This is a genomic window from Streptomyces sp. SGAir0957, assembly GCF_043523415.1.
On sequence record NZ_CP027289.1, the window covers coordinates 26,157 to 50,839 of the forward strand.

At 69.6% G+C, this 24,683-nt stretch carries 31 protein-coding genes, 1 tRNA gene and 1 pseudogene; 6 read left to right on the forward strand and 27 right to left on the reverse strand.

Going from position 1 to position 24,683, the window contains the following annotated elements; genetic code table 11:
- Positions 1-91: 91 nt before the first annotated feature.
- The 10 genes from C1N81_RS00305 to C1N81_RS00350 form a co-directional block, all read right to left on the reverse strand.
- On the reverse strand, positions 92-898 hold the full coding sequence (locus tag C1N81_RS00305) for a PD-(D/E)XK nuclease family protein (protein ID WP_394425514.1): 807 nt from the start codon (positions 896-898) through the stop codon (positions 92-94).
- Positions 895-1,368, reverse strand: a complete 474-nt coding sequence (locus tag C1N81_RS00310) for a hypothetical protein (protein WP_394425516.1) — start codon at positions 1,366-1,368, stop codon at positions 895-897. The genes C1N81_RS00305 and C1N81_RS00310 overlap by 4 nt, the downstream gene beginning before the upstream one ends.
- Positions 1,368-1,703 (reverse strand): hypothetical protein, encoded by a 336-nt coding sequence (locus tag C1N81_RS00315; protein ID WP_394425518.1) that lies wholly within the window; start codon positions 1,701-1,703, stop codon positions 1,368-1,370. The genes C1N81_RS00310 and C1N81_RS00315 overlap by 1 nt, the downstream gene beginning before the upstream one ends.
- The gene (locus C1N81_RS00320; RefSeq protein ID WP_394425520.1) at positions 1,700-1,972 is read right to left on the reverse strand and encodes a hypothetical protein; all 273 of its coding nucleotides are present in this window, start codon (positions 1,970-1,972) and stop codon (positions 1,700-1,702) included. Before C1N81_RS00320 ends, C1N81_RS00315 begins: the two co-directional genes overlap by 4 nt.
- Positions 1,969-2,349 carry a hypothetical protein gene (locus C1N81_RS00325; protein ID WP_394425522.1) on the reverse strand — a complete coding sequence of 127 codons (381 nt, stop codon included), beginning with the start codon at positions 2,347-2,349 and terminating at the stop codon, positions 1,969-1,971. Before C1N81_RS00325 ends, C1N81_RS00320 begins: the two co-directional genes overlap by 4 nt.
- A complete protein-coding gene (locus tag C1N81_RS00330; protein ID WP_394425524.1) occupies positions 2,346-2,552 on the reverse strand; it encodes a hypothetical protein in 207 nt (68 codons plus the stop codon). Before C1N81_RS00330 ends, C1N81_RS00325 begins: the two co-directional genes overlap by 4 nt.
- The gene (locus C1N81_RS00335; RefSeq protein ID WP_394425526.1) at positions 2,549-3,094 is read right to left on the reverse strand and encodes a hypothetical protein; all 546 of its coding nucleotides are present in this window, start codon (positions 3,092-3,094) and stop codon (positions 2,549-2,551) included. The genes C1N81_RS00330 and C1N81_RS00335 overlap by 4 nt, the downstream gene beginning before the upstream one ends.
- Positions 3,091-3,498, reverse strand: a complete 408-nt coding sequence (locus C1N81_RS00340; RefSeq protein ID WP_394425528.1) for a DUF6197 family protein — start codon at positions 3,496-3,498, stop codon at positions 3,091-3,093. The genes C1N81_RS00335 and C1N81_RS00340 overlap by 4 nt, the downstream gene beginning before the upstream one ends.
- A gap of 94 nt (positions 3,499-3,592) precedes the next feature.
- Entirely contained in the window at positions 3,593-3,832 is a 240-nt protein-coding gene (locus C1N81_RS00345) for a hypothetical protein (RefSeq protein WP_394425530.1), read from the reverse strand.
- Positions 3,816-4,130, reverse strand: a complete 315-nt coding sequence (locus tag C1N81_RS00350) for an XRE family transcriptional regulator (RefSeq protein ID WP_394425532.1) — start codon at positions 4,128-4,130, stop codon at positions 3,816-3,818. The genes C1N81_RS00345 and C1N81_RS00350 overlap by 17 nt, the downstream gene beginning before the upstream one ends.
- 328 nt (positions 4,131-4,458) lie before the next feature.
- On the opposite strand from C1N81_RS00350, the gene C1N81_RS00355 reads away from it, so the two are divergent.
- The 4 genes from C1N81_RS00355 (at position 4,459) to C1N81_RS00370 (ending at position 7,678) form a co-directional block, all read left to right on the forward strand.
- On the forward strand, positions 4,459-4,767 hold the full coding sequence (locus C1N81_RS00355; RefSeq protein WP_394425534.1) for a helix-turn-helix domain-containing protein: 309 nt from the start codon (positions 4,459-4,461) through the stop codon (positions 4,765-4,767).
- Between the two features lie 583 nt (positions 4,768-5,350).
- Positions 5,351-6,643, forward strand: coding sequence for a tyrosine-type recombinase/integrase (locus C1N81_RS00360; RefSeq protein WP_394425536.1), 1,293 nt, complete (start codon positions 5,351-5,353; stop codon positions 6,641-6,643).
- A gap of 89 nt (positions 6,644-6,732) precedes the next feature.
- Positions 6,733-6,841 (forward strand) — tRNA-Val (locus C1N81_RS00365).
- A 606-nt stretch (positions 6,842-7,447) separates the two neighbouring features.
- A complete protein-coding gene (locus C1N81_RS00370; RefSeq protein ID WP_394425538.1) occupies positions 7,448-7,678 on the forward strand; it encodes a helix-turn-helix domain-containing protein in 231 nt (76 codons plus the stop codon).
- 463 nt (positions 7,679-8,141) lie between these two features.
- Here C1N81_RS00370 and C1N81_RS00375 read toward each other — a convergent pair whose 3' ends face one another.
- A complete protein-coding gene (locus C1N81_RS00375) occupies positions 8,142-8,483 on the reverse strand; it encodes a DUF6415 family natural product biosynthesis protein (RefSeq protein ID WP_394425540.1) in 342 nt (113 codons plus the stop codon).
- A 165-nt stretch (positions 8,484-8,648) separates the two neighbouring features.
- On the opposite strand from C1N81_RS00375, the gene C1N81_RS00380 reads away from it, so the two are divergent.
- Positions 8,649-9,983: a transcriptional regulator gene (locus C1N81_RS00380; RefSeq protein ID WP_394425542.1), complete on the forward strand. Its 1,335-nt coding sequence runs from the start codon at positions 8,649-8,651 to the stop codon at positions 9,981-9,983.
- A 13-nt stretch (positions 9,984-9,996) separates the two neighbouring features.
- Positions 9,997-10,575: an NUDIX domain-containing protein gene (locus tag C1N81_RS00385; protein ID WP_394425544.1), complete on the forward strand. Its 579-nt coding sequence runs from the start codon at positions 9,997-9,999 to the stop codon at positions 10,573-10,575.
- A gap of 938 nt (positions 10,576-11,513) precedes the next feature.
- On the opposite strand, the gene C1N81_RS00390 is transcribed toward C1N81_RS00385, so the two are convergent.
- The 16 genes and pseudogenes from C1N81_RS00390 to C1N81_RS00465 all read right to left on the reverse strand — a co-directional run bounded on the left by C1N81_RS00390 (position 11,514) and on the right by C1N81_RS00465 (position 24,654).
- Positions 11,514-11,846, reverse strand: a complete 333-nt coding sequence (locus tag C1N81_RS00390; protein ID WP_394425545.1) for a hypothetical protein — start codon at positions 11,844-11,846, stop codon at positions 11,514-11,516.
- A 27-nt stretch (positions 11,847-11,873) separates the two neighbouring features.
- Complete coding sequence (locus tag C1N81_RS00395) at positions 11,874-12,128, reverse strand: holin (RefSeq protein ID WP_394425546.1); 255 nt, start codon at positions 12,126-12,128, stop codon at positions 11,874-11,876.
- 10 nt (positions 12,129-12,138) lie between these two features.
- Positions 12,139-13,089 (reverse strand): glycoside hydrolase family 25 protein, encoded by a 951-nt coding sequence (locus C1N81_RS00400; RefSeq protein ID WP_394425548.1) that lies wholly within the window; start codon positions 13,087-13,089, stop codon positions 12,139-12,141.
- The gene (locus tag C1N81_RS00405) at positions 13,089-13,313 is read right to left on the reverse strand and encodes an Acb2/Tad1 domain-containing protein (protein ID WP_394425550.1); all 225 of its coding nucleotides are present in this window, start codon (positions 13,311-13,313) and stop codon (positions 13,089-13,091) included. The genes C1N81_RS00400 and C1N81_RS00405 overlap by 1 nt, the downstream gene beginning before the upstream one ends.
- Before the next feature lie 59 nt (positions 13,314-13,372).
- Positions 13,373-13,843 carry a hypothetical protein gene (locus C1N81_RS00410; RefSeq protein ID WP_394425551.1) on the reverse strand — a complete coding sequence of 157 codons (471 nt, stop codon included), beginning with the start codon at positions 13,841-13,843 and terminating at the stop codon, positions 13,373-13,375.
- Between the two features lie 15 nt (positions 13,844-13,858).
- The gene (locus C1N81_RS00415) at positions 13,859-16,570 is read right to left on the reverse strand and encodes a hypothetical protein (RefSeq protein WP_394425553.1); all 2,712 of its coding nucleotides are present in this window, start codon (positions 16,568-16,570) and stop codon (positions 13,859-13,861) included.
- A gap of 2 nt (positions 16,571-16,572) precedes the next feature.
- On the reverse strand, positions 16,573-17,706 hold the full coding sequence (locus C1N81_RS00420; RefSeq protein WP_394425554.1) for a phage tail protein: 1,134 nt from the start codon (positions 17,704-17,706) through the stop codon (positions 16,573-16,575).
- Positions 17,682-19,133 carry a phage tail tape measure protein gene (locus C1N81_RS00425; protein WP_394425556.1) on the reverse strand — a complete coding sequence of 484 codons (1,452 nt, stop codon included), beginning with the start codon at positions 19,131-19,133 and terminating at the stop codon, positions 17,682-17,684. Before C1N81_RS00425 ends, C1N81_RS00420 begins: the two co-directional genes overlap by 25 nt.
- A gap of 345 nt (positions 19,134-19,478) precedes the next feature.
- On the reverse strand, positions 19,479-19,613 hold the full coding sequence (locus tag C1N81_RS00430; RefSeq protein WP_394425557.1) for a DUF7426 family protein: 135 nt from the start codon (positions 19,611-19,613) through the stop codon (positions 19,479-19,481).
- Between the two features lie 474 nt (positions 19,614-20,087).
- Complete coding sequence (locus C1N81_RS00435) at positions 20,088-20,288, reverse strand: phage tail tube protein (protein ID WP_394425559.1); 201 nt, start codon at positions 20,286-20,288, stop codon at positions 20,088-20,090.
- A gap of 110 nt (positions 20,289-20,398) precedes the next feature.
- Positions 20,399-20,656 (reverse strand): hypothetical protein, encoded by a 258-nt coding sequence (locus C1N81_RS00440; RefSeq protein ID WP_394425561.1) that lies wholly within the window; start codon positions 20,654-20,656, stop codon positions 20,399-20,401.
- A 475-nt stretch (positions 20,657-21,131) separates the two neighbouring features.
- Complete coding sequence (locus tag C1N81_RS00445; protein WP_394425562.1) at positions 21,132-21,449, reverse strand: hypothetical protein; 318 nt, start codon at positions 21,447-21,449, stop codon at positions 21,132-21,134.
- Positions 21,446-21,868: a hypothetical protein gene (locus C1N81_RS00450; protein ID WP_394425564.1), complete on the reverse strand. Its 423-nt coding sequence runs from the start codon at positions 21,866-21,868 to the stop codon at positions 21,446-21,448. The genes C1N81_RS00445 and C1N81_RS00450 overlap by 4 nt, the downstream gene beginning before the upstream one ends.
- 445 nt (positions 21,869-22,313) lie before the next feature.
- On the reverse strand, positions 22,314-22,604 hold the full coding sequence (locus C1N81_RS00455; RefSeq protein WP_394425566.1) for a P22 phage major capsid protein family protein: 291 nt from the start codon (positions 22,602-22,604) through the stop codon (positions 22,314-22,316).
- Between the two features lie 145 nt (positions 22,605-22,749).
- Positions 22,750-23,505: pseudogene (locus C1N81_RS00460) on the reverse strand (P22 phage major capsid protein family protein); the annotation flags it as partial.
- A gap of 825 nt (positions 23,506-24,330) precedes the next feature.
- Positions 24,331-24,654, reverse strand: a complete 324-nt coding sequence (locus tag C1N81_RS00465; RefSeq protein ID WP_394425567.1) for a phage minor capsid protein — start codon at positions 24,652-24,654, stop codon at positions 24,331-24,333.
- Positions 24,655-24,683 lie beyond the last annotated feature (29 nt).

The following is a 24,683-nucleotide window of genomic DNA, read 5'->3' on the forward strand; positions in this document are numbered from 1 at the left end:
GGTGGTGCTCCTATGCGTTGAGTGCTTCGAGCTGGTTGCTCTTGGCTGGTGTGGTGCGCGTCGGCTTGTTGGCCGACGGATCTGTGGGGTGTCAGGCGATGAGCGCCTGGAGGGAGGCCCCGGCGCCGCTGCTCTGCACGCCAGGGCATCCGGCCGCGAGGTCGGTGCTCCCGGGCTTGAGGTAGGGGCAGAACCGGCAGTTCGGCTTCTCCGGGGTGGGGAACTGCTGCCAGCGCTCCGGGTGGGCCTCGGGGTCGAGGGCGAGCAGCTTGTCCCGGATGCGGTCGAGGCGGGCGAGCGCGGCCTCGGCGATGCTCCGGTCGTAGGGCTCGGACCACACGTGGACCTTCAGCTCGTGGTACCGGGCGATGAACACGATGACGACGCGGTCGACGTGCTCACCGGCGTTCTCCTGGCCGAGCCCGTAGAGGTGGGCCTGGATGCGGTACTTCTCTCCAGGGCCCTGCCTGCGGTACTTGTCGTGGCTGCTGGTCCCGACGAGTTTCCAGTCGAGGTTGGCGCGGATGAGCCGGTCGTACAGGTCCGCGCTCCCGGCGAGCCGTGCGGTCTCGATGGGGCTGTCCCGTACGGTGACGCGGGTTTCGACCTTGTAGCGGGAGGGCTGCCCGCCGAGTGCGGTGTTGCGGGCCTCGAACTTCTCCCCGATCCACAGGTGGAATCCGGTGCCGATGATCGCGGCGATCGGGTCGCGGCCCTCGTTCGACTCGGGCCAGTCGGCGATCTTGTAGGCGAGCTGCCGCTCGCAGGGCTCCCCGACCTCGCTCGGCCCGATGGCCTTCTGCACGGTGCGGGCAGAGTTCGCGTCCGCGTCGATGATGAACTGGCCGATGCGCTCGGCCAGGGTCTGGCTGAACTCGTCGTTCCCCGTGGCGATCACACGGTCTCCCACGTCTTGTCGGACCGGTCGAGGAGCTGCGCGGCCTGGACTTCGTTGGACCGCTGCACGATGAGGAGCTGCTCCTCGAGCGCGCCCCGCGCCTGCTTGCTGCGGTACAGCTCCCCGGCGACGGCGGCCCGCGCCTTGGCCGGGGCCGCCGCGGCTTCCGCGCGGGCGGTGGCGACGGCCCTCTGGAGGCGGACGATCCGGCCGGCGGTCTTCTTGGCCTTCGCCACGTCGACCCCGGACTCGACCTGCGCCGCAGCGAGCTGGTCGGACAGAGCCCGGTTTCTCCCGGTGAGAAGGGCGTTCGCCGCGTGGAGCGCCGCGTTCTGCTCGCCGATGTGGCGGCGCGCGTTGACCTCGGTGCGGGCGATGGCTTGGGCCTTGTCGGCGCGCTCGCGCTGGCGGGTGGTCTCGGCGCGCGCCGCGGCGAGTTCCTCGGCGTGGCGTCGGCGGGTGACGAACATCAGGCGGTGTCCTTCCTGGAGTGCACGAGGTCGGCGACCGCGTCGGCCCACGCGGCGTCCTCGTCGAGGGAGTCGGGCGGCCCGACGTAGCGGGTGAGGACTTCGCAGCCGAACTCGGTGAGCTTGGTGGTGGCCTCGAACGATCCGGCGGGCCCGTAGTGGTACTTCGCGGCCCGGAGCTGGTTGCCGCCTGCGTTGCGGATGCAGGAGGCCGTGCCCTTCGCGGACATCGACGACCGGTACTCACCGACGAGGTGCCAGACCCCGGGGCGGGCCTGCGCCGCTGCGGCTACGGAGGCGTGGTCAATGAACTTGCGGAGTGGGAGACGACTCACGACTGTCCGTCCTCTCTGGTGCTCGGCCGGGTGGCGAGGCTGTAGTGCCGGTTGGTCGGCTCGTCGTGGAGGGCGAGGAGGCCCTCGGTGCAGAGCTGCGCGAGGTCGCGGCGGGCAATGGCGCGCCACTGGTAGCGGCCGAAGATCCCGGCGTAGAGGTGCGCGGCGCGGGCGACGTTCCATTCGCCCTGGTAGTCGGTGACGGCGCGACGAAGGACCGTGAGGCGGGCGCGGCGGCCGGCGCCCAACGGGCCGTTGGGCGCGCTCACGCGGCGGCACCGCCCTCGCGCTGCGCCGGAACCACGACAGCCGGGGCCGGGGCCGCGGCGCGCAGCCGGTCAGCGAACTTCGCCGCCTTGTCCCCGTACAGCGGGATCTCGTAACCCACCGCCGAGCCGAGTCGCTCGACGAGGAGCTTCTCCGGGGCGTGCCCGTCGTACTGGCCGCTCGTCCCACGGTCCTCGGCGAACTCCAGGAGGAGGTCGAGGAGGTCGGGGTCGTCGGCGATCGTGGTGATGACGTGCTCGAAGTACGCCTCCAGGTCGAGGAAGACGCCGACGGGGACGCGCCGCAGGTAGATGGGGAACGGCTGGGTGATGGCGGGGCGGCGGAACAGGCGGTGGAGGATCAGGCGGATGCGGTTCATCGGGTGGCCCCCGTCGGTGCGGTGAGGATGAGGAGGAGAGCGGCGATCGTCAGCGCGGCGCGCTCGGCGGCGGCGCGGGCGGTGGCCGGGGCCTCGCGGACAGCGCGGGGCGTCAGGTGCTCGGCGTCGACGAGGAGGAAGAACGGGACCAGGGGGGCCGCGTAGGCGGAGGTGGCGAGGCAGATCGCGGCGGGCGCGTTCACGACGCACCGCCGGTCTCGTCGACGGTGAGTGCCTGCGTCGGGGCGAGCATCGCCGTCAGCGCGTCCGCCGACGCCTCGGCCGGGTACGGGGCACAGCCCCGCTGCTCGCGCAGCCGTTGCGTCGCCAGCCACGCGGCGTGCATCCGGTCTCGGCACGCGACACACACGACGGGAGCCTCATGGCCCTCACCGAGCCGCACGTACGCCACACCCTCCGCACCCAACTTCGTCGGGCACGTCGCGCAGCGCTCGGGCGCCGTCCACCGCGCCGGGCGGAAGTAGTAGAGCTGCACCCGCGCCTCGCGCCAGGTGAACAGCACCGTCATCATCCGGCCGTCGTCGTTGACCTCGACGCCGTGCTCACCGGCCACCAGGCCGAGCGCCTTCGCGGCGGTCATCGAACCGACGCTGTCCGGGATACCGCCGGACAGGATCCAGTGGTCGCCGTCCTCCGCGACCTCCCACGACGTCACCGGGGGGAGCCACGCAGGAGCCTCATTGAGCAGCGCGTCCAGGGCGGCCGCCACGGTCAGCGCGCTCATGCCGACACCTCGCACGCGTCCGCCGCCGCCTCCAGCACCGCGACCGCCGACTCCGTCGTGCGGTCCTCGACGTCACCCCACTCGTCCACGTGGAACGCCAGCGCCCGCTCGTCCTCCCCGTACGGGTCCGAGCCACGGACGGTCAGCCGGAGCGCGAGCACCCGGATCGCCTCACGGGACTCGGCCGCCGGCCGGTGCGGGTCGCCGGTCACCGCGCAGTTCAGCGCGGCCACGATCGACATGGGCCGCGTGGCGTGCGGGGTCCTCATCTGCCGGTCGAAACCGTCCTGGACGAAGTCGCCCTGGTGCAGGCCGTTCGCGGCGATGATCCGCGCGGCGCTGCGGAAGATCCGGGGGAGGGAGGTCGGGCTGATGGGCGGGCGTTCCGTAAGCTGTTGAGCCATCGGGGCCTCTCTTTGTTCTGGGGTGGGGCGCCGTAGTCGAGGGGTCGCCAGGCCGGGAAGCGGGCGGCCCTTCGGCGCGTTCAGGGGGAGTTGCTCAGCCGGTCGCGGCGAGCTGCGGGTCCGGCGCGGCGTTCGCGGCGTGCCACGCCTCGCAGTCGGGGAGGTTGAAGCGCCGACCGCGCCCGGCGTAGGGGACGGTGGGCATACCTGCCTTGATCCACTGGAGGATCTGCCAGTCCGAGACCCCGTAGTACGTCTCGATCTCGCGCTGGCTCAGGAGGGGGACGAGGCCGGCCGGGAGGGCGCCGACCTGGCGGTCACTCTTCTTCGGCATCGGGGATTGACCTTTCGATATTCGAAGTCGAAGGTGTGGGCATGGCAAAGAGGTCCTGGAGGGGGGCGCTCGTCTCCATGTGTAGTGCTTCGGCGACGAGCCAGGCCGTGCGCAGCTCGCAGCTTTCGCGAGCCGTCTTGCCCTGCCCCGCGAGTCGGCCGACTGCCGCGGCTGAGATGCCTTTCCCTGCCGGATCCACCCTCTTGGTCGCCTCGGCGAGTGCGGTGATGGAGAGTCCGGCGCGGGTCATGGCGTCCCTGAGGGGCTGGCCGTCGCGTCTGCGGTGCAGTTTTGGCATGGAGGGACCTCGTGCCTGTGGGGCTCTGGCGCCCTGGGTGGGCGTCTTCGACATTTCTATATTCGAAAGTCGAAGTTCGTCAACAGTCTCGCCGAGACTCGCCGAGATTGAGAGGGTGGCGCTCGCCGTTCGAATGAGTGTTCTATGGTGGGTGCATGCAGGGTCGTGCGACGGCGCGTAGCGGGGAGGTCGCGCGCCGCAAGGTTTTGCGCCACGCTTCTACTTTTACTTGCGAAATGTAGAAGGCGCGGGCACTCTTGCGTGCGTGGAGACATCTGAGCCAGACGCCAGCGCGCGCGAGACGTTCGCGCAGGTACTTGCCTCCCTCATGAGCGAGTACCAGACGAACGCCAGCAAGATCGCAGCGCGTATCGGCACTCACCACTCCACGGTCAGCAACTGGGTAAACGGCGACGCCAACCCCCGGCCGGCCGCAATCCGCGCCCTCGCCCGGGAGTTCCCGAAGTTCACCGAGGAGCGGCTCTTCGCGGCCGTCGGCCGGAAGGCGCCCGCCCCGCCCAACCCGGACGACCGAGCCGCCATGCTGGAAATCTTCGACCAGCTCACGAAGGAGCAGCAGAAGCTGCTGATGATCCAGGCTGGCGCCGTTGCCGACAGCAACAAGAACCGGCCCTGAAGCAACCGGCGTTGAATCCTGTGCAACCGTCGCGGGCAGTCGCGAGTCTGAGCTAAATGGACTCAGTTACTCCCCGTGTACTGGCGCGGATTTTCTGTGCATAGAGTGGTCGCATATTCACTCAACGCGGGGTACGGTCGATCACACGACCGGTGCCCTCCCCCACTGGTTGGCATCAGCCACACCTGTATTACGGGGGAGTGTCCATGTGCATTCGTGTCCAGTACGCGCCTCGCGACCTCATTCGCGAACCGTACGACGCTGACCGCCGGTTGATCACAATCCCGGATGTGCTGGCCGGAAGCGTGCTCTATGCGCATCTCGCGGTCCGGGCGGTTCTTCGCCAACTCGACGTAGAACAAGACGCGTTCGGTGCACGCTGCTGGTGTGGGGAGCCGATCCGGTTCCTCACTCTCATTCCACAGCAGCGAAGGAGTGACGAGGTGATCAACCTTGGCGCCTAATCCACGGAGGAACAGCCGAACTGCGGCGTTCCGTGCCGATCATCACCAACCGAGCTACGGCACCCGCCAGGAGCCGCGCGAGGGTGGCAGCCACGCGCAAGGCCAAAGGGGGGCAGGGCATGCCGCGTAAACCGGCCAATAACCCACGCCAGATCCGCTCGAAGACCTGCGGGTGCGGCCTCTGCATGGAGGCGTATCCGCCCGCCGAGCACGGCGAACGCAAACCCCGCCGCGACTGCGTCGGCGCATGGCAGGCCCGCTACCGCGACCCCACCGGACGGCAGAAGGCCCGCAACTTCCCCATCAAGGACGGTGGGAAGCGCGCCGCCGAGGCCTTCCTCGACGACGTCCGCACCTCCGTGCGGCAGCGGACCTACCGCGACCCGGAGCGAGGGAAGGTTCTCGTCGGGAAGTGGTGGGACGAGTACTGGGGAGTGCAGGGCAAGAAGGGCAAGGTCAAGACGCGGAACCGCAAGCTGAGTCTGTGGACCGCGCACATCAAACCGAAGTGGGCCGCGTACAAGCTGATCGACCTGGAGTACATGGAGCTCCAGCGTTGGCTCACTCATGAGGTGAAGGGGTACCGGACGCAGTGTCAGGTGCGGCGTCTCCTCATCTCGCTCCTCGACGCGGCGATCAAGGATGGGGAGCGGATCAAGGACAACCCGGCGGCCCATCTGGAGGTCACCGCGAAGAAGCCGGCCAAGCATCCGGACGAGCTGAAGCCGCCGACGGAGGCGCAGTACGCGCTCATCCACGCGGCGCTGCCGGAGTACTACCAGCGCGTGTTGCGGGACTTCGCGTACGAGACGGGCATGCGGCCCGGCGAGTACGCGGGCCTGCGGCTGCACTGCGTGGACGAGGACGCCATGACCGTTCAGGTGAAGGAGATCCTCGTTCTCGACAAGGGGCGGCTGTGCCGTCAGGAGGCGCCCAAGACGGAGGCCGGGTTCCGCACGGTCCCGCTGACGCCAACGGCGATGGAGGCCGTCCGCTACATGGTCGCCAAGTGGCAGCCCAAGCGCACGCGTTCGGGGATCGGTGACGGCTACGACCTGCACGTGGAGGAGCTGGTGTTCCGCGGCCCGAAGGGCGGGGCGCTGAACATGAACAACCTTCAGCGTCCGTGGAAGCGGGCGACCGAGCAGGCCGGTGTGGCGCGCAAGGTGACCGACCCGGAGACGGGACGCACCGAGTGGTGGCCGCGGCTGTACGAGTACCGGCATGACGTCGCGAGCCGTCTGCATCACGCGGGTGTGGCGGAGGTGGATACGCAGGCGTTCCTCGGCCAGAAGCGCGGGGGGAAGGTCACGTGGATCTACACCCACGGGAGCGAGGGTGCGCAGGAGCGTGTGCGTACGGCGCTGACCAGGGAGGGCGGCGAAGGTAGTGGACTCCGGGCCGTTGAGTGATCGGAAGGGGGTGGAGTCCACTTGGAGTCCACACACCCCCCTCGGTGAGTCTCGGCGAGTCTCGGAGTTGTTCGAAAGCGCGGTACCGAGGGTGCGTGATCAGGGCTCGGCGAGTCTCGGCGAGACTCGGAAACCCTGGCCGGGAAGATGTACTGCCTTACAAGCAGGATGTCGGCGGTTCGAAACCGTCCGCGCCCACAGGTACTAAGTAGCAGGTCAGAGGCCCCTCGGCGTGATCGTCGGGGGGCCTCTCCTGTGGTCGAAGTCCACATAGAGTCCACAACGCCACGCGATCTTCCTCGTGTATCACCTGTTCGAGGTATTGATCATGCGGCGACAGTACGTAGAGTCGCTGTTTGACGAGGGCTGGTGCGTCTCCCCACGCGCGCCAGATGCGCGCTCGTTCTTTCCTGGGGTGTCGAGGCGGGGAGGCTTCACCCCCAGGCCGTGGCCCCCGTCGTACAGATCGACGGGGGCCACGCGAAAAACGTAGACGCCCTACCCGGGGTCATGGGGCAGGGCGCCAGCTCTGACCGAATCAGAGCTACTGCGTCCCCTTCGACGGATGCGCGTACATCGGCAGGGGACGCGGGCCCCCACCTCGCGATGAGGGCCGTCCAGGGTGCAGGTGCTTGTCATATGCACCGTGTCGGATCGTTGCCTCGGGCGCCCGTTCAAGGGCGGGCATTCACTCGAACGTGCGTCGTAATCGCACGACGGCTTGCGCCCGTGGCCGGATAGTGATCAGAAAATGTACGGTCGACGATACAGACAGTCGATCATGACCCGACCAGCGTTGAGCGGGTGCCGCCCGCCCCGCCGACGCCCCGAATCCTCGCCGCCCGGCGAGCCATCGGAGACCACATCAGGGCCGAGCGCCTGCACCAGAACCTCACCCAGGAGAAGCTCGCTGAACTGGCCGGCCTCGACCGGCAGGCGATCAACAGAATCGAGCAAGGTCACCAAGCGGCGGTCGTCGACAACCTGATTCGCATCGCCGACGCGCTGAAGGTTCCGCTCCGAGACCTGGTTTGAGTCGGGCGGCGGCGCCCCTTCGCGCGTCGCGCCGCCGCCCTCCTCCGCCCGCAGTCGCGAGTCTGCGGGCCGTTCGCAGGGGCGGCCCGTCGAGTCGACTGGACGAGGCCGCCCCCTCCGGCTCGGGTCCTTGCCGAGGTACGAGCCGGGTGTGGCCCGCCGCCGGGACGGGACTCACGGCGGCGGGGAACTACAGCGGCCGCCCGGAATGCAGGTTCCGAGCGACCGCGCTACCCGCCGCCGTTGCCCGCGGCCGCGGGAGTCTCTGGCAGCTACCGAAACCACAGCGCGGTGGGTCCGCCTTGTACCCCGCGCGCGGTCAGCAGTGGAGCGACCAGGCACACCTTGTGTAGTTCGACCAGCGTGCCCGGGCCGGATGCGCTGAAGACGGTCATTCTGTCGACCGGCTCGCCGGACCGGAGTGGTTGATCGCAGTGTGCGCAGAAGCGTGCGCCCTCGAAACTCATGACTCATCCGCGAGTTCGGTGAGAGCGGTCAGGCGCCGGGCGAGTTCGGCGAGCGTCAGGTACGCGCCCATCGGGCTCGGGCTGAGGCCTTTCCTCAGCTCTTCCTTCGCGTCGTGGATCGCCGTGTCACGGGCGTACCAGTCGCGTGTCCGAGGCGGCAGCGCATCCATCTGCGCCTGCACGATCGGCAGCAACCGGTGGATCTCCGCGCTGAGCCCGTAGCAGCACGCTTCACGCTCCGCCTTGTCCGGGTGTTCGCGGGCTGCCGAGAACGCGGCCTCTAACAGTTCGGGGATCGTGCGTTCCGGTGTGCCGGTGGGCGGGGTGGTGGTGGGCATGCGGGCCTCCGGCGTGGACGGGTTGGCTTTGATCTACGACCATCCTTCGCTCCCCGCAGTCGGGTGCGGGAGTGTGTGCAAGGGGCTGCCCGCGTTGGGCTGTTCACACACTGTGTGAAGCGGATCTCTCTACGCTTACAGCAGCGAAACCCCCGGGGGCACGACATGGAACCCAACACGCTGCTCGACGCGCTGCTCGCCGAGGCGGGGATGTCCCGCAAAGGGCTGGCCGCCTACATCAACGCGGCCGCGGCCGCGCGAGGACGGACGATGAAGTACGACCACAGCTCAGTGATTCGCTGGCTCAAGGGCGAGCGCCCGCGCGGCGTCGTGCCGGACCTCATTGCCGAGATCCTCGGACGCCGTCTCGGCCGCACAGTCACCCTCGACGACCTCGGCATGGGCGCACAGAACGCGCAGCCGGTCAGCGCACCGCTGGACGGCTTCCTCGGCAAGGCGACCGCACTGTGGCGCGGCGACCATCAGCACCGCGAGGATCTGCAAACGGCGCCGGTCATCACCGGACTGCCTGCGGTCGGGCCCGTGTGGGAGTGGGAGAACCCGCCAGAAGACCGAGACGTGAGCAGCAGGGGCGCGATCCAGGTGGGTCTCCCCGATGTTGAGCAGCTGCGCACGGCCCGCTCCCACTACGAGCAGATGTACCGCAAGGCCGGCGGTGTCGCCACGCGCGGCCGCGTGCTCCGGTTCCTTGTGCAGGACACGGCGCCGCTCATGCGCGGCACCTACACCGACCGCACCGGCCGCGAGCTGCACCGCGCTGTCGGCGGGCTCGTCGCCGTCGCCGGGATCTGTGCGTACGACTCGAACGCGCAAGGCCTCGCGCAGCGCTACTACCACCAGGCGCTCCGCCTCGCGAAGGCGTCCGGGGACCGGGCGTTCGGCGGGTACGTGATCGCGCTGCTCGTGAATCACAGCCTCTTCCTTGGCGAGCACCGTCAAGCCGTCGCGTTCGCCGAGGCCGGACTACGGGCCGCAGGGCACGCCATCTCACCGGCCCTCGCCTGTGACCTGAACGCGATGCAGGCGAAGGCGTTCTCAAGGATGGGCGATCATGCCGGGGCGCGTCAGGCCATGCGGCAGGCCGAACTTGCCGCCGGGCTGATCCGGCCCGACGAGGAGCCCGCCGAGACGGGCTATGTGCAGCCCGGCCTCCTGGAGAACGCGCTCGCCGACACCCTCATGCGGCTCGGTGACACCGGGCCCGCCCAGCGGTACGCGGCCGAGGCCGTCGAGATCCAGGCCCATGCCCGCGGCCGCGTCCACCGCCTCGCCACCCTCGCCGACTGCGAACTCCGCGCCGGCGCCGTTGACCTGGCGGGCGGGACCGCCGAGCGGATGCTCGACACCGTGCAGGGCATGGAGTCCCACCGGTTGTATGACCGTCTTGCCGGGGTTCGCCGCAGCCTCGCAGCCACCCGCAGCACCAGCGTTCGGGACGTCGTCGCCCGCATCGACGACACCCTCCGCATCCCGCTGTAGCCGGTGTGGTCGGATGGATGCTGTCCCCGACGAGAGGAATCCCGTGTCCGTGTGGCGCACCCTGTCCGAGCGCACCGTGTACGAGAACCGGTGGTGCACCGTGAACATGGCGGACGTCGAGCTACCCGACGGCCGGCACCTCGATCACACCGTCATCCGGCTCCGTCCGGTCGCCGTGGCCACCGTTGTCAACGACGCCAACGAGGTGCTGCTCCTGTGGCGGCACCGGTTCATCACCGACGCGTGGGGCTACGAGCTGCCGTCCGGCGGGACCGGCGAGGGTGAGGACGTAGCGGCGGCAGCGGCCCGGGAGTTCGAGGAAGAGACCGGGTGGCGGCCGGGCCCGATGCGGCTGCTCCTCGCCGTCGACCCGATGCCGGGTATCTCGACATCCCACCATCGTGTGTACGTGTCCGACTCGGCCGTCCAGGTCCGCGAAGTCCCGGAGGATGACTTCGAGTCGTCGCGCCGCGAGTGGGTGCCGCTGGCCAAGGTCCCAGCGCTGATTGCGAGCGGTGAGATCCGGTCGGCGAACGCAGTCGCTGCGCTGCTCATGCTGCACGCGCAGCGGCTCGGCGGCGTCCAGGCATGACGAAACGGCCCCCACCGCCCCGGCAAGGGGCGGCAGGGGCGTAGCGGAGCGCGCTTGTCCAGTTATCCTCTGGTCGAGATCCAGCGAAGGAGGCTACGGTCCTGCCCGTGTCCGCCACCGCCGACGAGCTGAACGAGCAGATCCGGCAACTCATGCTGCGCTCGGGCGGTTTCCTGTCCACAGAGCAGCGCACCGAGTACGAGCAGCTCGTCACCGCGTGGGCGCACGCCGTCCGCGCCGAAGCGCATACTGCCGACGCTGAGGATCAAGCGCCGCCGCCAGCGGAGGAACGCTCTCCCCAGGACCCGGCTGCTCCGGGGGAGATACCCCGGTCTTGCGGCACACCAGAGCGTCAGGATCGTCGGGCGGTACCTGCCAGCTGTAGCCGTCAGGGCACTCGGTCGTCCCGTCTCGACCGTCCTTCCCATCAGTCCCGTTCGTCCCGTCCCGCCCGGCAGGACCAGGCGGCCCGGACGGGCCAGGCACCGTAGAGTCCGCACCCGCCGGACCCGACACAGTCGAATCCGCGCCCGGTACGCCCTGCTCCCCACGCGCACCCTGCTCACCCTTCGCCCCAGGAGACGGCGTGAGCGTCGGCGCAGGCTTACCGGACGGACCGCGCTCCCCGCGCGGGCCCGACACCACCACCGGCACCCGCACCCGATCCGGCAGATCCTCGACGGCCGAGGACGGATCCGGAGCCGCCGGCGTCCCGCCCTTCGCCTTGATCTGCGTCCGCAGGATCCGTACATCCTCGGCCAGCGTCGTGACCGCATTCCCGCGCCGTACGGCCTCCGCCCCGTACGCATCCGCGCGGCGGGCCTCCGCATCGATCCGCAGCCAGACCAGAACCACCGCCCCGGACAGGACGAGAAGGACCGCGGTCAGCATGAGGGAGCGCCAGCGGCGGGCGAGCAGCGGCTCTGTGTGGCGTCCACTCACGTCGGTTGGCCTCCCAGGTCAGCGAGTTCGCGGCGTAGTCGGCTGTTCTCGTCGGAGAGGGCCGAGATTTCTGTGAGGAGCCGCGCCTTCTCAGCGCGCTCACTGGCCAGTTCGGCGTAGGCCGCCGCGAGTTTGACCTCGTTCTCGGCGAGCTGCGAGCGGAGCTTGTCGCGCTCTTCCTGGAGGTTGTCCACCAGCGAGCTGTAGCCGCCGAGCACGGCCCCGGACTGGTTCGCCCTGTTGGCGCCTCGCTGGCCGATCAGGGAGGCCGTGGCCACCGCGAGCCCGACGACGATGGTTCCGACGGCGCCGAGCGTCGCAGCGTCCACGTACTGCCTCCATCACGGTCGTGCGGGTTACAGGCTGGTCGGGCCGCGCGGGGTGTCCGGCGTCGCCACGGTCTCGGTGATGCCGGGGCCGGTGGTGCCGCCGCTCGTCCCGATCGCGGTCAGCAGCGCGGCCACCGCGGCGAGTCCGCCCACGGACAGCGCGGACCCCCAGTCGACATCGAGGAGGCCGAGGCCGTCCCCGCTGACGAGCGCCAATTCCGCCTGCGCGAAGGTGCGGATCATCCGCTCGGCGGTGGCCTTCCAGAAGGCAGCAGTCATCATGCTCGGTACCTCAGTTCTTCGGGTCGACGTCCAGGCGGACGGTCACGGATTCGATGGCGTCGGTGATGCGCTGCACCAGCGCGTCCACGTCGACCGCGTCGTCCCGGTCGGCGAGGGCCTGGACGAGCGTTTTGATCGTGGCGGCCTGCGCGGTGACGGTGGTCTCGGTCGACCGGACGCGGTTTGCGATGTCGGAGAGCACCGACACGGCAGCCCACGTCGGGTTCGTCTTGATGGTGGTCGACGTCTTGGGCGCGGGGACGGCATCCGTCTTCCACACCGCGTCGTAGATGTCCTGCTTGCTCAGTCCCGCCAAGGGGTCCTCCTCCACGTCAGTACCAGCCGCCCACGCGCGGAATTCGCTCGCGGACAGGTAGGCGATGGATCGATCGATGGGCTGGCTGGTGAACTGCCAGATGAGCGGCGTCCGCCCGGAAGCTTTCGGCTGCGCGGCAGCCTCGGCCCTGCTGTACGCGGCAGCGCCCCACGGGTACGCCGGGTACCAGAGCGGCAGCCCCGCGGGCACGCGTCCGGCCGCGATGTCATCGCCGCTCGTGTAGATCCCGACGCGCTGCCCCGGGAATGCCTCCTGCACGAGGGCGACCCAGCGGGCCACCCACGCCTTGATCTGCGCGGCCGTACGCCCGGCGTAGTTCCGGCCGTCGCTGTAGCGCTCCAAGTCGAGCCAGTGCGTGAAGCCCTTCCCGGCGTACGGCCGGACGGCGCTGATGTAGTTCGACGCCTCCCGCGCGGCGTCCTGGTTCGGCCACGCGAAGTGGTAGGCGCCCGGCACTAGGCCCGCGGCCTTGATGCCCTTGATGTGGGTGGCGAACCGGGCATCGTGCGTCTGCTGCCCCTCGGACGCCTTGGCGAAGGCGAAGACGATGCCCTCCCTCGCATGAGCAGCCCAGTCCTGAGCGCCCTGGTAGGAGGACACGTCGATGCCGCGGCAGGTGGCCATCAGCGGTCGTCCGCACCGGCGCGCGCGATCGCCGCGTTCGCCCAGAACATGACCTCTTCCAGCTTGGTCACGACGAGCGCCTTCTCACGGCCCTCCGGGAGCCGCTCGTTCATCTCGTCGGCGAGCCGTCGGCACGCCTGCCGGACGCTCGTGTGCTCGTCGCGCTTCTCCTGCGTCGTCGCAGCGTGGAAGGCGAACCGGTGCTCGATGTCAGCGGGTTGCATGGGTCTCCAGACATGAGAAAGGCCCCGGCCGGACGGCTCGGGGCAGGGGCGGAACGGGCTCAGGTGGCGGGCTTGATCAGGAGATCCCGCATCGCGAGGTCCACCGTGGTGCCGCCGGACCCGTACTTGATGTGCATGCACCTCGCGTAGTACGTCGCCCCTGGCGTCAGACCGGTCACCATCGTTTCGTTGCCGTAGGTGGCGTAGTCGCCGGGCGACGCGGTGCCCGGCGAGGCCACGCCCCGGAACACCGTCGGCGCCACTACCTGGGTTCCGGAGCCGCTGGTACCCAGGAACACCTCGACCGTCACCGCGACGCGGTCAGAGTTCGCAGCGTCGTTCCTCATGCTCGCGCCCACCTTGATACACACGCGGCCCGTCGTCGGCGCCGTGAACGTCACGCCCACCTCGGGCGAACCGACGGAGTAGCTCGTGGAAGCGATGTTCGTCTGCGCCGTGGTGTCCTGCACGTACACCGTCGGCGGGGCATCCAGCGCGTTCACGCGGCTGCCCGCGGTCAGATCAGGCACACGGCCCTCCTTCGTTTACAGGGCCCGCACCGCGGGCTGGAACAGGCCGACAGCGGCTCCCGAACTCTGCGCCTTCGCGATGCCGTTGACGGAGCGGACCACAGTCATGGTCTGCGGCGAGCTGGCCCCGGTGACACCGGTGACGCGCATCCGCTCCCCACCGACGAGGATGTCGAAGGGGAAGTCGGAGGCGGTCGTGGTCCACAGCGGGCCGGACGTCGTCGCCACGGACAGGGACGTGGCCGTCGCCGATACGCCGGCCGCGAGCGCGCTGCCCCCGCTGTCCCTGCGCGCGCTCCCGTATACGCCGACCGTCCACGGCCCGGCCGGTGAGCAGGCGAACCGAATGGCCCACGTGCGGGGCAGCAGCGTCTCCGACCAGCCGTCCACCCGCAGCAGGATGTCGCCCGTCGCCACCCAGGTGGGGACGTCGGTGATGCGGATGACGTCGCCGACCCGGAGCGCGAGGACGGCGTCGATCAGCTCGGGGTGCCGGTGCAGTAGGAGGGTGATCTCCGGGTAGCGGTCCTCGTCCCACGTGCCGAGGTGGAGCATCCACCCGGCGACCAGCTCGGTTTGCCCGTCCGTGTACAGGTTGAGGGTGGTGGAGTCGTCGTACATGCCGATCCCGGCCGGGGGTGGCTGCACGGACAGGCGGCCCGAGGTGAGGGCGGCGCGGGCTGATGAGCCGCCCTCGCGGACCACCGTGCGGTCGTTGCGGACCTCGTCGTCCTCGACGGGCTCGAACGGCGGGCTCAGCGACCCGAACGGCAGCGTCAGGGCCGGAGTCTGGCTGTAGAGGCTGGCCCGGGTCCGGTACCACAGCGAGGCGCTGCCCTGGTCCTCGCCGAACACGCCGCCGTCGGCAGCTGCCGCGTCGGCCAGCAGCGTCAGCAGATCCGATGGCCGCTGCGGTCCCACGCGCAGGGTGTCAGCCGCCGCACCCGTGATTTGCAGGGGTGCGGATTCTTCCTGGCACAGCCGGATCATGCGGGCCGCCGCCGACTCCCCGTTGAATCCGTGGTCGCCATCGTTGAAGGCATAGGTGTCCGCGGTCGGGAAGACGGCGAGGTGCCCGATCGTGGCGCTCGACAGATCCCCCGAGTAGGGGCCGGGATCGATGACGCCGGAGATACGGCCGACGCTGCCGGTGTACGAGTTGGAACTGGCCAGACTGCCGGCCCCGACGAAAACCCAGGCGATGGTGTAGGTGACCGTGTTGCCGCTCTGTGTGGCGAACAGTTTCCATCGGGTCCATCTGCCGAAGATCTGCGGCAGTACGGACAGGATGTAGGTCACCTCCACGTCGTTGTCGCCGTAGCCATGCAGGTCGACGCCGCCCGCAGTGATCATGAGCCGCCAGCGTTTGACCGTGCCCGTGGACAGCCATTGCAGGATGGTCCGTGGCGCTGGCGGTGGACTGTCGATGAAGCACACGAACTCGGTGTGCCACTCTGCGGCGGCGCCCGCCGGAGGGGTCGGTACGAGCCCGGACAGAGTCGCGCCGCCCTGCACCTGCGGCAGGGCCTTCGAGCCGGGCAGGGTGTCGGTGGCGGCCATACGGAACCCGCTCACATTCAGCGGCCGCACGCCCGCGATCGGACTCGCGGCCTGCGTTGCGTTCTCGCCCTCCTCCATCGGCCAGTACGCGATCGGGCCCTGCGAGGGCAGGCGGCGCCGCAGCGTCGACTCCAAGGGCTTCTGCCCTTGGCTGTAGCGGCGCAGGACTCCGGCGGCCTCGACCTGCACCCACGCCATCGCGGCGGACGGCGTCCACTGGCGGGGCCACGAGGAGATCTCGCCCACGAACCTTGGGCGCCGGTTGGTGATCTCGGTGTCGAAACCGACCGTCCAGGTACGGCCGGCAGGGTCTGTGAACGTCGTCGTCCCCGGCGTGAGGATAGTGAAATTGGGGTTGGCCACGACGGTGCCGCCGATGCCGTTACGCAGTTCGAAGCGGGTCACCCGGCCGCTGGCGCTGGGAAACCCCACGTCGCCCCAGCCGTCTCCGGCGCGGACCGGGGCCGAGCTGTTGAAGATGCTGGTCGTGCCGGAGGTGACGACGGGGGCGCCGAGCTGCGTCCAGGGCCCTGCCATGGAGGGGGCGGTGTAGAAGACGACGGTGTGCCCGCTGGCGCCGTTGTTGACGTCCAGGGTGGCCCGCACGGCAAGCGTCGGTGACGGCATGGTCAGCAGCTCGGTGGAGTCCCGGAAGGTGAACGCGGTGCCGTCGGTGGACCAGCGCAGCCGCAGCCGCTGATCGGTCATCATCAGCATCCATGAGCGCTGGTTCCCGGAGCCAAGGCCCTTGCCGCACAGTTCGACGGTTCCGGCGGCGAGCCAGTTGTCGAGGGTTGCCTCGAAGCGGATGTCGATGTCCCCGACGATGTCGAGGGCCGCCGTGTCCGGGGTGGAAGCCCCGGTGTTACCGAAGCCGGTGCCGTTCACGGCCAGGTAGGTCGGACCGTGGTGCAGGGACATGCGGACGGGCGTGTTGCGGCCGATGAAGCCGTAGTAGGGGCCCATCGGGTTGCGGGGCGAGTACTTGCCGCCCGCGTTGTTGATCCGCATGGGCATGGTGGCGGGCTCGGCGACAACGCCCCGATTGCGGATGCCGCGCGAGTGGACGATCGGATCCGAGGTCTTCACGTCCTTGGTGATGTCGACCCACACCGAGCCGGTCTTGATCTCCACCCGTAGCGGCAGCGCATCTTCCGGGAACGCCACGTCTACCCCCTCCCGAGTACGAACTGGACGTTGCCGCCCTTGCTGGCGATCGCCTTGCGGAGCTCGCCGATGAGGAACTCGGAGTACGCCGACCCGTCCGACCGGAGCGTCACCACAGAACTGCCGCCCCCGCCGCTCACCGTGCCGCCGGCCACCGCGGCACCGACGGTCGACGCCATCGACGCGGACGGCGACGGAGTGTCGACCAAGTTCGCCATGGTCTTGTCGAGGACGCCGGAATGCTGCTCGACGCCCTGCGCGATACCGGCCGGGATCCACCGGCCGATCTGGTCGGCCATCACCCGGGACGGTGACGCGATGCCCAGCGCTCGCGCGATCGGGCCAGGAACCATGGACCTCGCGAAGCCCATCAGGCTGTCGCGGAGCCATCCGCCCATCGAGCGGACGCCGTTGTACAGGCCGCGGACGATGTCCTGGCCCTTCCCGTACAGCAGCGAGCCGAGCGACCCCATGCCGCGAGCCGCCCGGCCTGGGAGGCCGCGGACCCACGAGACGAACTCGTCGCCCTTGCGGCGGGCGCCGTCCTTGAACCGCTGCCAGCTGGTGGACGCGATGGTGGAGAGAGTCGACCCGAGCGAGGAGAGGGCCCTCGTCGTGCGCCCGGGCAGGCCGCTCACGTACTGCACGAGGGACGCGAACTGGCGGCCGAGCGGCCCGGAGATGTATCGGGACCAGAGTCCGCCGAACCATCGGCTGATGGCCCCGCCGAGCTTGCTGAGCTGGCCGGGGATGCCCTCGACGAGGCCCCGCCCGAGGTTTACGAGGATCATGCCGACGGCGGCGATCAGGGCGCCTGCGATGAGGAGCGGGAGCGCCGCCAGGCCGATGATGATGGCCCCGGCAATCAGGCTGATCTTGAACATTTTGTCGGGGTTTGCGGCCATCCATGCACCCATGGACTGGCCGAGGCTCATGAGGCCCTCGACCGCCCGAGGCGCGAGAGCCTTGATCTTCTCCACGATCTTCGGGCCGAGGAGCCCAAAGAACGCGATGATCCGGTCGACTCCCTGCTGCCCACCCTTGCCCGCGTCGGCCCACATGGTGCCGAACGCGCCGCTGATGACCGACTTGAAGTTCGTGATCGACGGGATCACGTAGGTGCCGAGGAAGTCCACGACCCCCTGCTGAATACCGCGGCGGAACTGCTCGACCTTCGTGCCCGCATTGTCCCGGAGCGCGTCGCCGAGCCGTCTGCGGCGCCCGCGGTGTCGCCCATGCTCTTGGACGCCTTGCCCAAGTTCAGGGAGAAGAGGGCGGCGCCCAAGTCCTCACCCGGGCCACCGAACAGCGCCGAGATGATCTGCTTGGCCTCCGCCGAGTCCGGTCCCAGCTTCTGGATCTTCTCCAGGATCAGGCCCATCGCCTTCTCGCCGCGCGCTCCGCCCGCCGCGACGTCGTCCGCCGTCTGCTGCGCGCTGAGACCAAGCTGCTCCAGCGCGGTGACGCTGCCCGTGGACATGTCCGTCGCGCGGATTCCCAGCTCTTTGAAGGCGTCCGCGATCTTGTCGGTGTCCTTCGACCAGCCACCCTTGATCGCCTGCCGGATCAGGCCCATTGCGGTCTGCCCGGAGATACCCGCGCTCTTGAAGATCGGCCCGTACTCGACGAACGTCTCCATCACGTCCTCGGCCGCGATACCAAGGCCACGCGAGCCCTTGGTGAGGATGTCAAACGCTTCCTTGCCGTTCCGGGCCAGGCCGTTGCGCACCATCGACCCGGCCGCCTGCGCGGCCTGCCCGACATCGACCTCCATGATGTTGGCGAGGTCCGCCGCGTTCGTCGCAATCGATTCGATCTGCTGGTTCGTCGCCTTCGGCGGGATCAGGCCTGACGACGCCACGGCCTTGATCGCGTCCGCGGCGCCCTGGAAGTCCTCGGTGACGGCATCAGCGAACAGGCGGCCCGCGATGTGCCCGTACCGCTGCATCTCTGGACCGGTGGTGCCGAGCTGCGCCCCGAGCCGTCCGACGATGCGGGACTGGTCCATCGCCTCGGCCATGCCCTGCATCAGCATCGCGCCGGCCGCCGCCCCCACCGAGGCGAGTGCCAGCTTCCCGGCGAGGCCTTCGCGGATGTTGCCCGCGAGTTCCCCGATGCCGGACGAGGCGCGGCCGCGCATGCGCTGCATGAACGACTCGCCGCCGGTGTCGCCCGCGTCGCCCGCAGCGTCGCCGACGTCCGGGGCGGCGCGGCGGACACCGTCGCCGAGGCCCTCCCCGGCCTGCTGTCCGGCAGTCATCATGTGGCGGCGCAGGTCCCGCGTGCCCTGGGTTGCTCCCTGGGTGGCGCCGTCACCGAGCTGCTGTCCCGCCTGCTGTCCTGCGGTTTGCATGTCGCGGCGCAGATCCCGCAGCCCCTGCGTGGCGCCCTGCGTGATGCCGTCGCCGAGCTGCTGCCCGGCCTGCTGCCCGGCCCGGCCCGCGTCGTCGCCCATCTGCTGTCCGCCGCGCTGCATGAGCCGCTCAGCGTCGCGGAGCCCGTCACCGACGCCGGACGCGTCGAGGGTGATGAGCCCGGTCAGTTCGCCGACGGTGAGCGCCACGGCTACCTCCTGGGGGTGCTGGGGACGGTTCAGGAGGCGCGAAGTGCCGCGAGACCCGGGAGTCGGCGGAGAGGAGCCCGTACAGGCGGATGAGGAACCAGCGCCACGTGCGCTCGCGCATGACGCCAGAGGACAGGTCGAGGCCGTACACCTCGTGCATGTCGGCCTCGACGAGCGGCCACTGTTCGAGCAGGGCGACGCGGTTACCTGCGTCCCTGCCTGCCGCGTCCGCCGCGGCGTGAGGCCGCCTTCGTACCATTCGTAGAGCCCCGTTTCGGGGTCGAGTTCGCCGCAGCCGACGCCGAGGAGGCGCGTTGCTGCGACCGTCGATCCGCCCGATTCGGGCTAGAGAGAAGGGTCGCCGGCCGAGTTCCAGTACTGCTCGGCCCGGTCACGGTCCTGGGTGATCCACACCATCGCCGTCAACGCGACGTGCTTGAACAGCGTCCACTCGACGTGTTTGAGAATCTCGTCGTGCATCTCGCCGAGCGACAGTCGGTAGATGTGCCGCTCGTCCTCGTCGTTCAGGACTTCCTCGTCACCGGGTGAGCCGCCGAGGGCGAGGCGGGCGCGGCCATGGTGAGCATCTCAACGCGGAGCCCGTCCTCGGCCGGGGGCGAGGGGATGCGGAAGCGCGCTCCTCGCCGTCGCGCAGGGCACGGGCAGGATGAGCGCGTCGTCGAGGAACCGGCTGAGCGGCTTGAACTCCTCGCCATCAGGGAGTTTCCTCCGCGAGCGGGTTGTCGATCGGGGTGAGCGGACCGTCCCCGGTGAACGTGATCTCGACCTGACCGAGGTCGTGGTCTCGCCGCCAGACTCCTCCCACGTGGGGATGGCGTGGCCCTCGTAGGCCTCGGGGAGGCCGTTGCGGTCCATGTAGCGCAGGTGACCAGGTTGGCGGAGCCGTAGCGAAGTGGGCGAGCCTGATCGCCTCGTGAACGGGGTTGAAGACCTTCACCTGGTCGTTGGTCTTCCGGTTGATCGTGACGCCGATTCCCAGCTCTGGCCGGTCTTCGTGTTCCCCGCCCAGCCGTCGGAGTCGTAGTCCGAACTGTCCTCGATGTTCGGCTCCGCGCGGGCTGGAACTCCGTGATTCCCGGGCAGAGTTTCCAGTCCGGTGTCGCGGTCGTGCCGACGTTGACCTCCAGCCGCCACCGGCGGGCCAGAGCGGTGACGTTTGTCTCCACAGGTGTGGACATGAGTGCTCCTATTCGTGCTGGAAGGGGCCCGGCCGTACGGTCCGGAAGTAGAAGTTGCTGGTCAGCTCATGCGGCCGTGCGCGTCCTGCCCGATCCACGCCTGCGACGCCGCCACGACAGCGCCACGTGCACGCCGCCCGCGGTGTAGTGCTCGCGCATGTGCAGGACGTCCCGCACCAGATCGGCGAGATCGTCCACCGCTGTCGTGTCGCGGGCCCGCCCGCATGCGGAACTGCACTCCGGTCGTGGTGTCGTCAGGCCGGTGTCCTCGACCGGATAGGCGGTCAGGCCGATCGCCCGGTCCGGCGCCGTCCGGCAGGACACCGAGGAAGATCCCCGTCTCCGGATCGCTGATCACCGCATCGGGCCGGAAGACACCGACGCCGGCTCCAGCGAGGAGACCGGTGACGCCGTCAAGGAGGTTGCTCGTGTAAGCTCACCGCAGCGCCCGCCTGATCTCGGCGGCGATGATCCGCTGCACCGGGCCGCGGTTCGCGTTGAGCGGCTGCTCCAGGTACTTGCCTGGCGCCCGGGCGCGTGCTGGAAGTCGAGTTCCTCATGCTGCCGGACGGCGTACCGGGTGTCGTAGGAGACAGCGGCAGTGAGGTCCGCCCTCGTCGACTGTCGCGGTCCCGGAACGCTGGGAGTTCGCCCTCGTCGAGGGGGACGACGTCCTGTGATTCGGTGAGGACGTGTTCGGCGGCGAGTTGCAGGCCGTGTGCTGCCGCTGGCGGATGGCCCGTTCGGCGGGAGCTCCGTTGAAGTGGAGGCGGAAGGTGAGCGCCACGGCGTCCCCCTTCTACTGGAGTTTGAATCTCGACGTGGTCGGGCGTGGGGAGTCCGCCGCCGTCGCGGGCAGTGCGGCGATGACGGTGGTGGTGCGGCCGGAGGGCAGCGTCACGCGGGACAGTGGCGGCACGTCGGTGCCGGGCTTGGCGTACGCCGTGGACGAGGAGGTGACCTCCTCGCCGCCGGGCGTACGGACCGCGCGGGTCTGCTCGTCGACAAAGCAGCGCACCGAGACCGGCGGCCCGTACAGGGGGCCGGTGCTGGAGTCGCCGAGTACGGCTCGACGGTGATGCGGTGCCGGAGCAGCCAGCCGGGCACCGCCGCTCACCACGTCACCGCTACAGCGCCGATGACGATCTTGTCGTGCAGGTGCGGGGCCTGGAGTTCGTCCCACACCTGCGGGGCGATCTGCCGGGCCGCCGAGTCCTCGCCGGACACCGACGTCACCGACCGGCCGAGACTGACCGAGCCGATCGACACCGACCCATAGCCGACGCCGGCCGCGCCCGTACTGTCGCCGATCTCGCCCCACCAGGCGACCTGCGCGCACACAGCCCGGCTGATTGCTGCCGCGACGTCCGGATCAGTGGGCAGGCCCGCCGTGTCGACGTCGTATCGGCAGTAGGCCAGGACCCTGGCGTCGAGCATCCGGGACGCGGACGCCAGGAGCCGCTCCGCGTCGTCGGGCGCGGCCGTGCCGAGATAGTCGGCCAGGTCCGTGACGGTCGCGTACACGGGTGCGGGCATCCCTCGCACCTCCCCTGCTGACATGCGTGAGGGAGGCCACGGTGGGCCTCCCTCGTACGCGGCGGGCTGGTCAGGCGGACGATTCGCCGTACTTGGCGATCAGCATGTCCTTGGTCAGCCCCGGGATCTCCTCCCGCTCCTGATCGGACACGGCACGCTTCTCGGCGTAGGAGACCCACTCGTCCTTGGACGCGGACTTGGCGGGCGGGTCCCCGGCCTCCTCCTGCTGCGCCTTGAACTCGGCCTCCGTCTCGGCCTGCGGGCTGTCCGGGTCGGTCGGCGCCGTACCAGGGGATGCCTGCGGGCGGGTGAGGACGCCGTCCCGCTCGACGGGCGCGTCGGCCTTCTCGTCCTTGCCGAGGCTCCCAGTTCGGCAGCATCTCCAGGCGAGCGTCTTTCTGGCTGCGCTCGACGACGTCGCCGGTGTTGTGGTTGCGGTAACGGATCATGCGGCGTCAGCTCCCTTGATGATGACGGCACGGTTGGCGTCGAGGGTCTTCGTGCCGTAGAGGCAGTCGACGCTGACCACGGTCTGCTTGTACTTGATGTCGTAGTCGTAGACGACGCGCAGGGCGAACCCCTTGTAGTTCATGATCGTGGCGTCCTGCGCGCCCGGAGGAACCTCCAGCGTGCGGGTGACCAGCGCGAACGCGGTCCGGTGGAACGCCACGCTCTCCTCGGTGGTCGGCTGACCGGCCGCCGGGGTCGCGGCCGGGCCCGCGATGTTCTGCGACATGTACGGCGTGAAGCCGGACGCGTTCGCGCCCGAACTGCGCCTCCGTCAGACCGACGGTGCTGCCGCGCTCGTTCGAGGCGCGCCAGATCTTCTCCGCCATCCACCGCGCCTTGGTGCGCGGGCCGACCACGACGTTGCGGTCCGCCTGCGGCACGTTCTTCGTGTCCAGGAGCGCACCAGCCTCGATGAGGACACGCGAGTCAGACCACGGGTACTCGCCGTCGGGGTAGTTGTAGTCCTCGCCGGCTGTGTTCTCCGAGACCTCACCGACGACCTGGGAGACGTCGTTGCGCAGCGCGAGGAGGTCGCGGTCGATCTTCTGCGCGACCGCCTCCATGGCCGGGTCGAGGAGCTGCTCGCCGAAGTCGTCGATCTCCAGGTTGAGCTGCTCGGTCGTGACGGTGAACGACACGTCGGGCAGGTGGTTCAGGACCACCGCGATACCGGACTCGGTCGCGTTCTGGGGGACGATGCCGGTCGTCCGGTTGAACTCGTTGGCCGTGAAGACGGCGGGCTTGCGGACGGTGATCGTGTCACCGACACGGCCCGCGAAATCCGCCTCGTAGTCGCGGTGGACGAGCTGCGCCATGTGCGTGGACTCGTACAGGGTGGCCAGCGCACGGCGGGCAATGGTGTCAGGGGAAAGGAACGTGTTGGCCATGGGGCCTCTCTCTACGGGGTCAGCCGCCGCGGTTCTTCCGTCGTTTCTCGCGGTGGCTTCGATGGAGTCGTCGTTGCGGCCGCGACCCCCGGTGCCGCCGGAGAAGTCGCTGCTGCTGCGCGCGGGCGCCTGGCTCGCGGCCTTGAGCTTGGGGTTGTCCTCGGCCGCCTTCTTCATGGCGGCCGTCACTGCCTTCGCGAACCCGTCGTCGGCCGGATCGAGATCCGTGATCGACGCCATGAACGCCCGGCTGTCGGTGATCGCGTCCGGGTCGACGCCCGCCTTGGCCGCACCCCGGTACACCGCGAGTTCGAGAGCAGTCGACCGATGCGCGGCCGTCGCCTTCTCGATCTGCGCGGTAAGCGCGGCAGGGTCCGGCGGCGCGTCGTCGTCCTTGATCAGGCCGAGTGCCTTGCCGAGTTCCTGCACGATCTCCGTGCGGGCCTCGTCAGCCGCGGCCTTCTTCGCGGACGTACGCGCCTTCGCGGCCTCTCCGTTCGCCGTCTTCAAGTCCTTCTGGAGCCGGGCGATCGTCGCGGCCGGGTCCTCGTCCGCGGGCTTCCGCGCCGGGGCCTTGGGCTTGGGCTTGTCGTCCTTGCCCGCCCGTCGTCCGAGTCGTCATCGCCGGTCCCGCCGGCGTCGGCGTCTCCCGCGTCGTCCGCCCCGTCGTCACCTGTGTCGCCGCTGTCGGATCCGGAGTCGTCTCCGTCCCCGCCGTCGGCGTACAGGTACGGGTCGAAAGGGCCCGTGGCGTAGGGGTGAGCCCATCCGGTGCTGAGGCGCTGGCGGGCGAGGGTTCGCTTGTTCATGCGTGCACTCCTGGTGCGCGTAGGGAAAGGCCCCGCGCCTGGCGGGGGTTGTGCAATCCGGCCCGCGCCTGGCGGGCGGAAGTCCTTTGTCAGTGCGTGGCAGTACGGTGCGGGAATGCCAGTTGAGATAGAGCGAGTCCCCGGTAGCTGCCGCCGCTGCAATGGGCCCATGAGTCGCAAAGTGATCGTTCGGGGCTCTTGGGGCGGCCCCGACATTCGGGCCGTCGGCGCCGTACTGCGCGAACGGCTGCACCCGTCAGCACTCGATGCTGGGACCGCAACTCGACGCCGAACAGCCCGACGCCTGATCAACGAGCCGTTGCAACCTGTTCGCGCGGCTCTTGCGGGGCAGCCCGGTGTCTGCGGTTAGCTCGCGGATGCGGGCCTGGTAGGCGCGAACCTTCGCGTTGGCCGCACGCCGCTGGTCGTCGTCGAGGGCGACCGCAGCGTGTCGCTTCCACTTGCGGACCTGACGCTCGAGATAGCGCTGCTTCTGCGTGTCCTCGTAGGTGCCGCGTGACGCCTGTTCCTTCGGGACGCGGGAGAGCCGGGGAGGTAAGCGGAGACGTTGTGACGGCAGCTAAGTTGGGGTGCAGAAGACCTGCACCC

What these genes read in the sequence shown, in the direction of transcription:
- C1N81_RS00310 (WP_394425516.1), bottom strand. Translation starts at nt 1,368, where the DNA reads ATGTTCGTCACCCGCCGACGCCACGCCGAGGAACTCGCCGCGGCGCGC.
- C1N81_RS00325 (WP_394425522.1), bottom strand. Translation starts at nt 2,349, where the DNA reads ATGAACCGCATCCGCCTGATCCTCCACCGCCTGTTCCGCCGCCCCGCC.
- C1N81_RS00335 (WP_394425526.1), bottom strand. Translation starts at nt 3,094, where the DNA reads ATGAGCGCGCTGACCGTGGCGGCCGCCCTGGACGCGCTGCTCAATGAG.
- C1N81_RS00340 (WP_394425528.1), bottom strand. Translation starts at nt 3,498, where the DNA reads ATGGCTCAACAGCTTACGGAACGCCCGCCCATCAGCCCGACCTCCCTC.
- C1N81_RS00345 (WP_394425530.1), bottom strand. Translation starts at nt 3,832, where the DNA reads ATGCCGAAGAAGAGTGACCGCCAGGTCGGCGCCCTCCCGGCCGGCCTC.
- C1N81_RS00350 (WP_394425532.1), bottom strand. Translation starts at nt 4,130, where the DNA reads ATGCCAAAACTGCACCGCAGACGCGACGGCCAGCCCCTCAGGGACGCC.
- C1N81_RS00355 (WP_394425534.1), top strand. Translation starts at nt 4,459, where the DNA reads ATGAGCGAGTACCAGACGAACGCCAGCAAGATCGCAGCGCGTATCGGC.
- C1N81_RS00360 (WP_394425536.1), top strand. Translation starts at nt 5,351, where the DNA reads ATGCCGCGTAAACCGGCCAATAACCCACGCCAGATCCGCTCGAAGACC.
- C1N81_RS00375 (WP_394425540.1), bottom strand. Translation starts at nt 8,483, where the DNA reads ATGCCCACCACCACCCCGCCCACCGGCACACCGGAACGCACGATCCCC.
- C1N81_RS00380 (WP_394425542.1), top strand. Translation starts at nt 8,649, where the DNA reads ATGGAACCCAACACGCTGCTCGACGCGCTGCTCGCCGAGGCGGGGATG.
- C1N81_RS00385 (WP_394425544.1), top strand. Translation starts at nt 9,997, where the DNA reads ATGGATGCTGTCCCCGACGAGAGGAATCCCGTGTCCGTGTGGCGCACC.
- C1N81_RS00395 (WP_394425546.1), bottom strand. Translation starts at nt 12,128, where the DNA reads ATGATGACTGCTGCCTTCTGGAAGGCCACCGCCGAGCGGATGATCCGC.
- C1N81_RS00400 (WP_394425548.1), bottom strand. Translation starts at nt 13,089, where the DNA reads ATGGCCACCTGCCGCGGCATCGACGTGTCCTCCTACCAGGGCGCTCAG.
- C1N81_RS00405 (WP_394425550.1), bottom strand. Translation starts at nt 13,313, where the DNA reads ATGCAACCCGCTGACATCGAGCACCGGTTCGCCTTCCACGCTGCGACG.
- C1N81_RS00430 (WP_394425557.1), bottom strand. Translation starts at nt 19,613, where the DNA reads ATGCACGACGAGATTCTCAAACACGTCGAGTGGACGCTGTTCAAGCAC.
- C1N81_RS00450 (WP_394425564.1), bottom strand. Translation starts at nt 21,868, where the DNA reads ATGCCCGCACCCGTGTACGCGACCGTCACGGACCTGGCCGACTATCTC.
- C1N81_RS00455 (WP_394425566.1), bottom strand. Translation starts at nt 22,604, where the DNA reads ATGTCGCAGAACATCGCGGGCCCGGCCGCGACCCCGGCGGCCGGTCAG.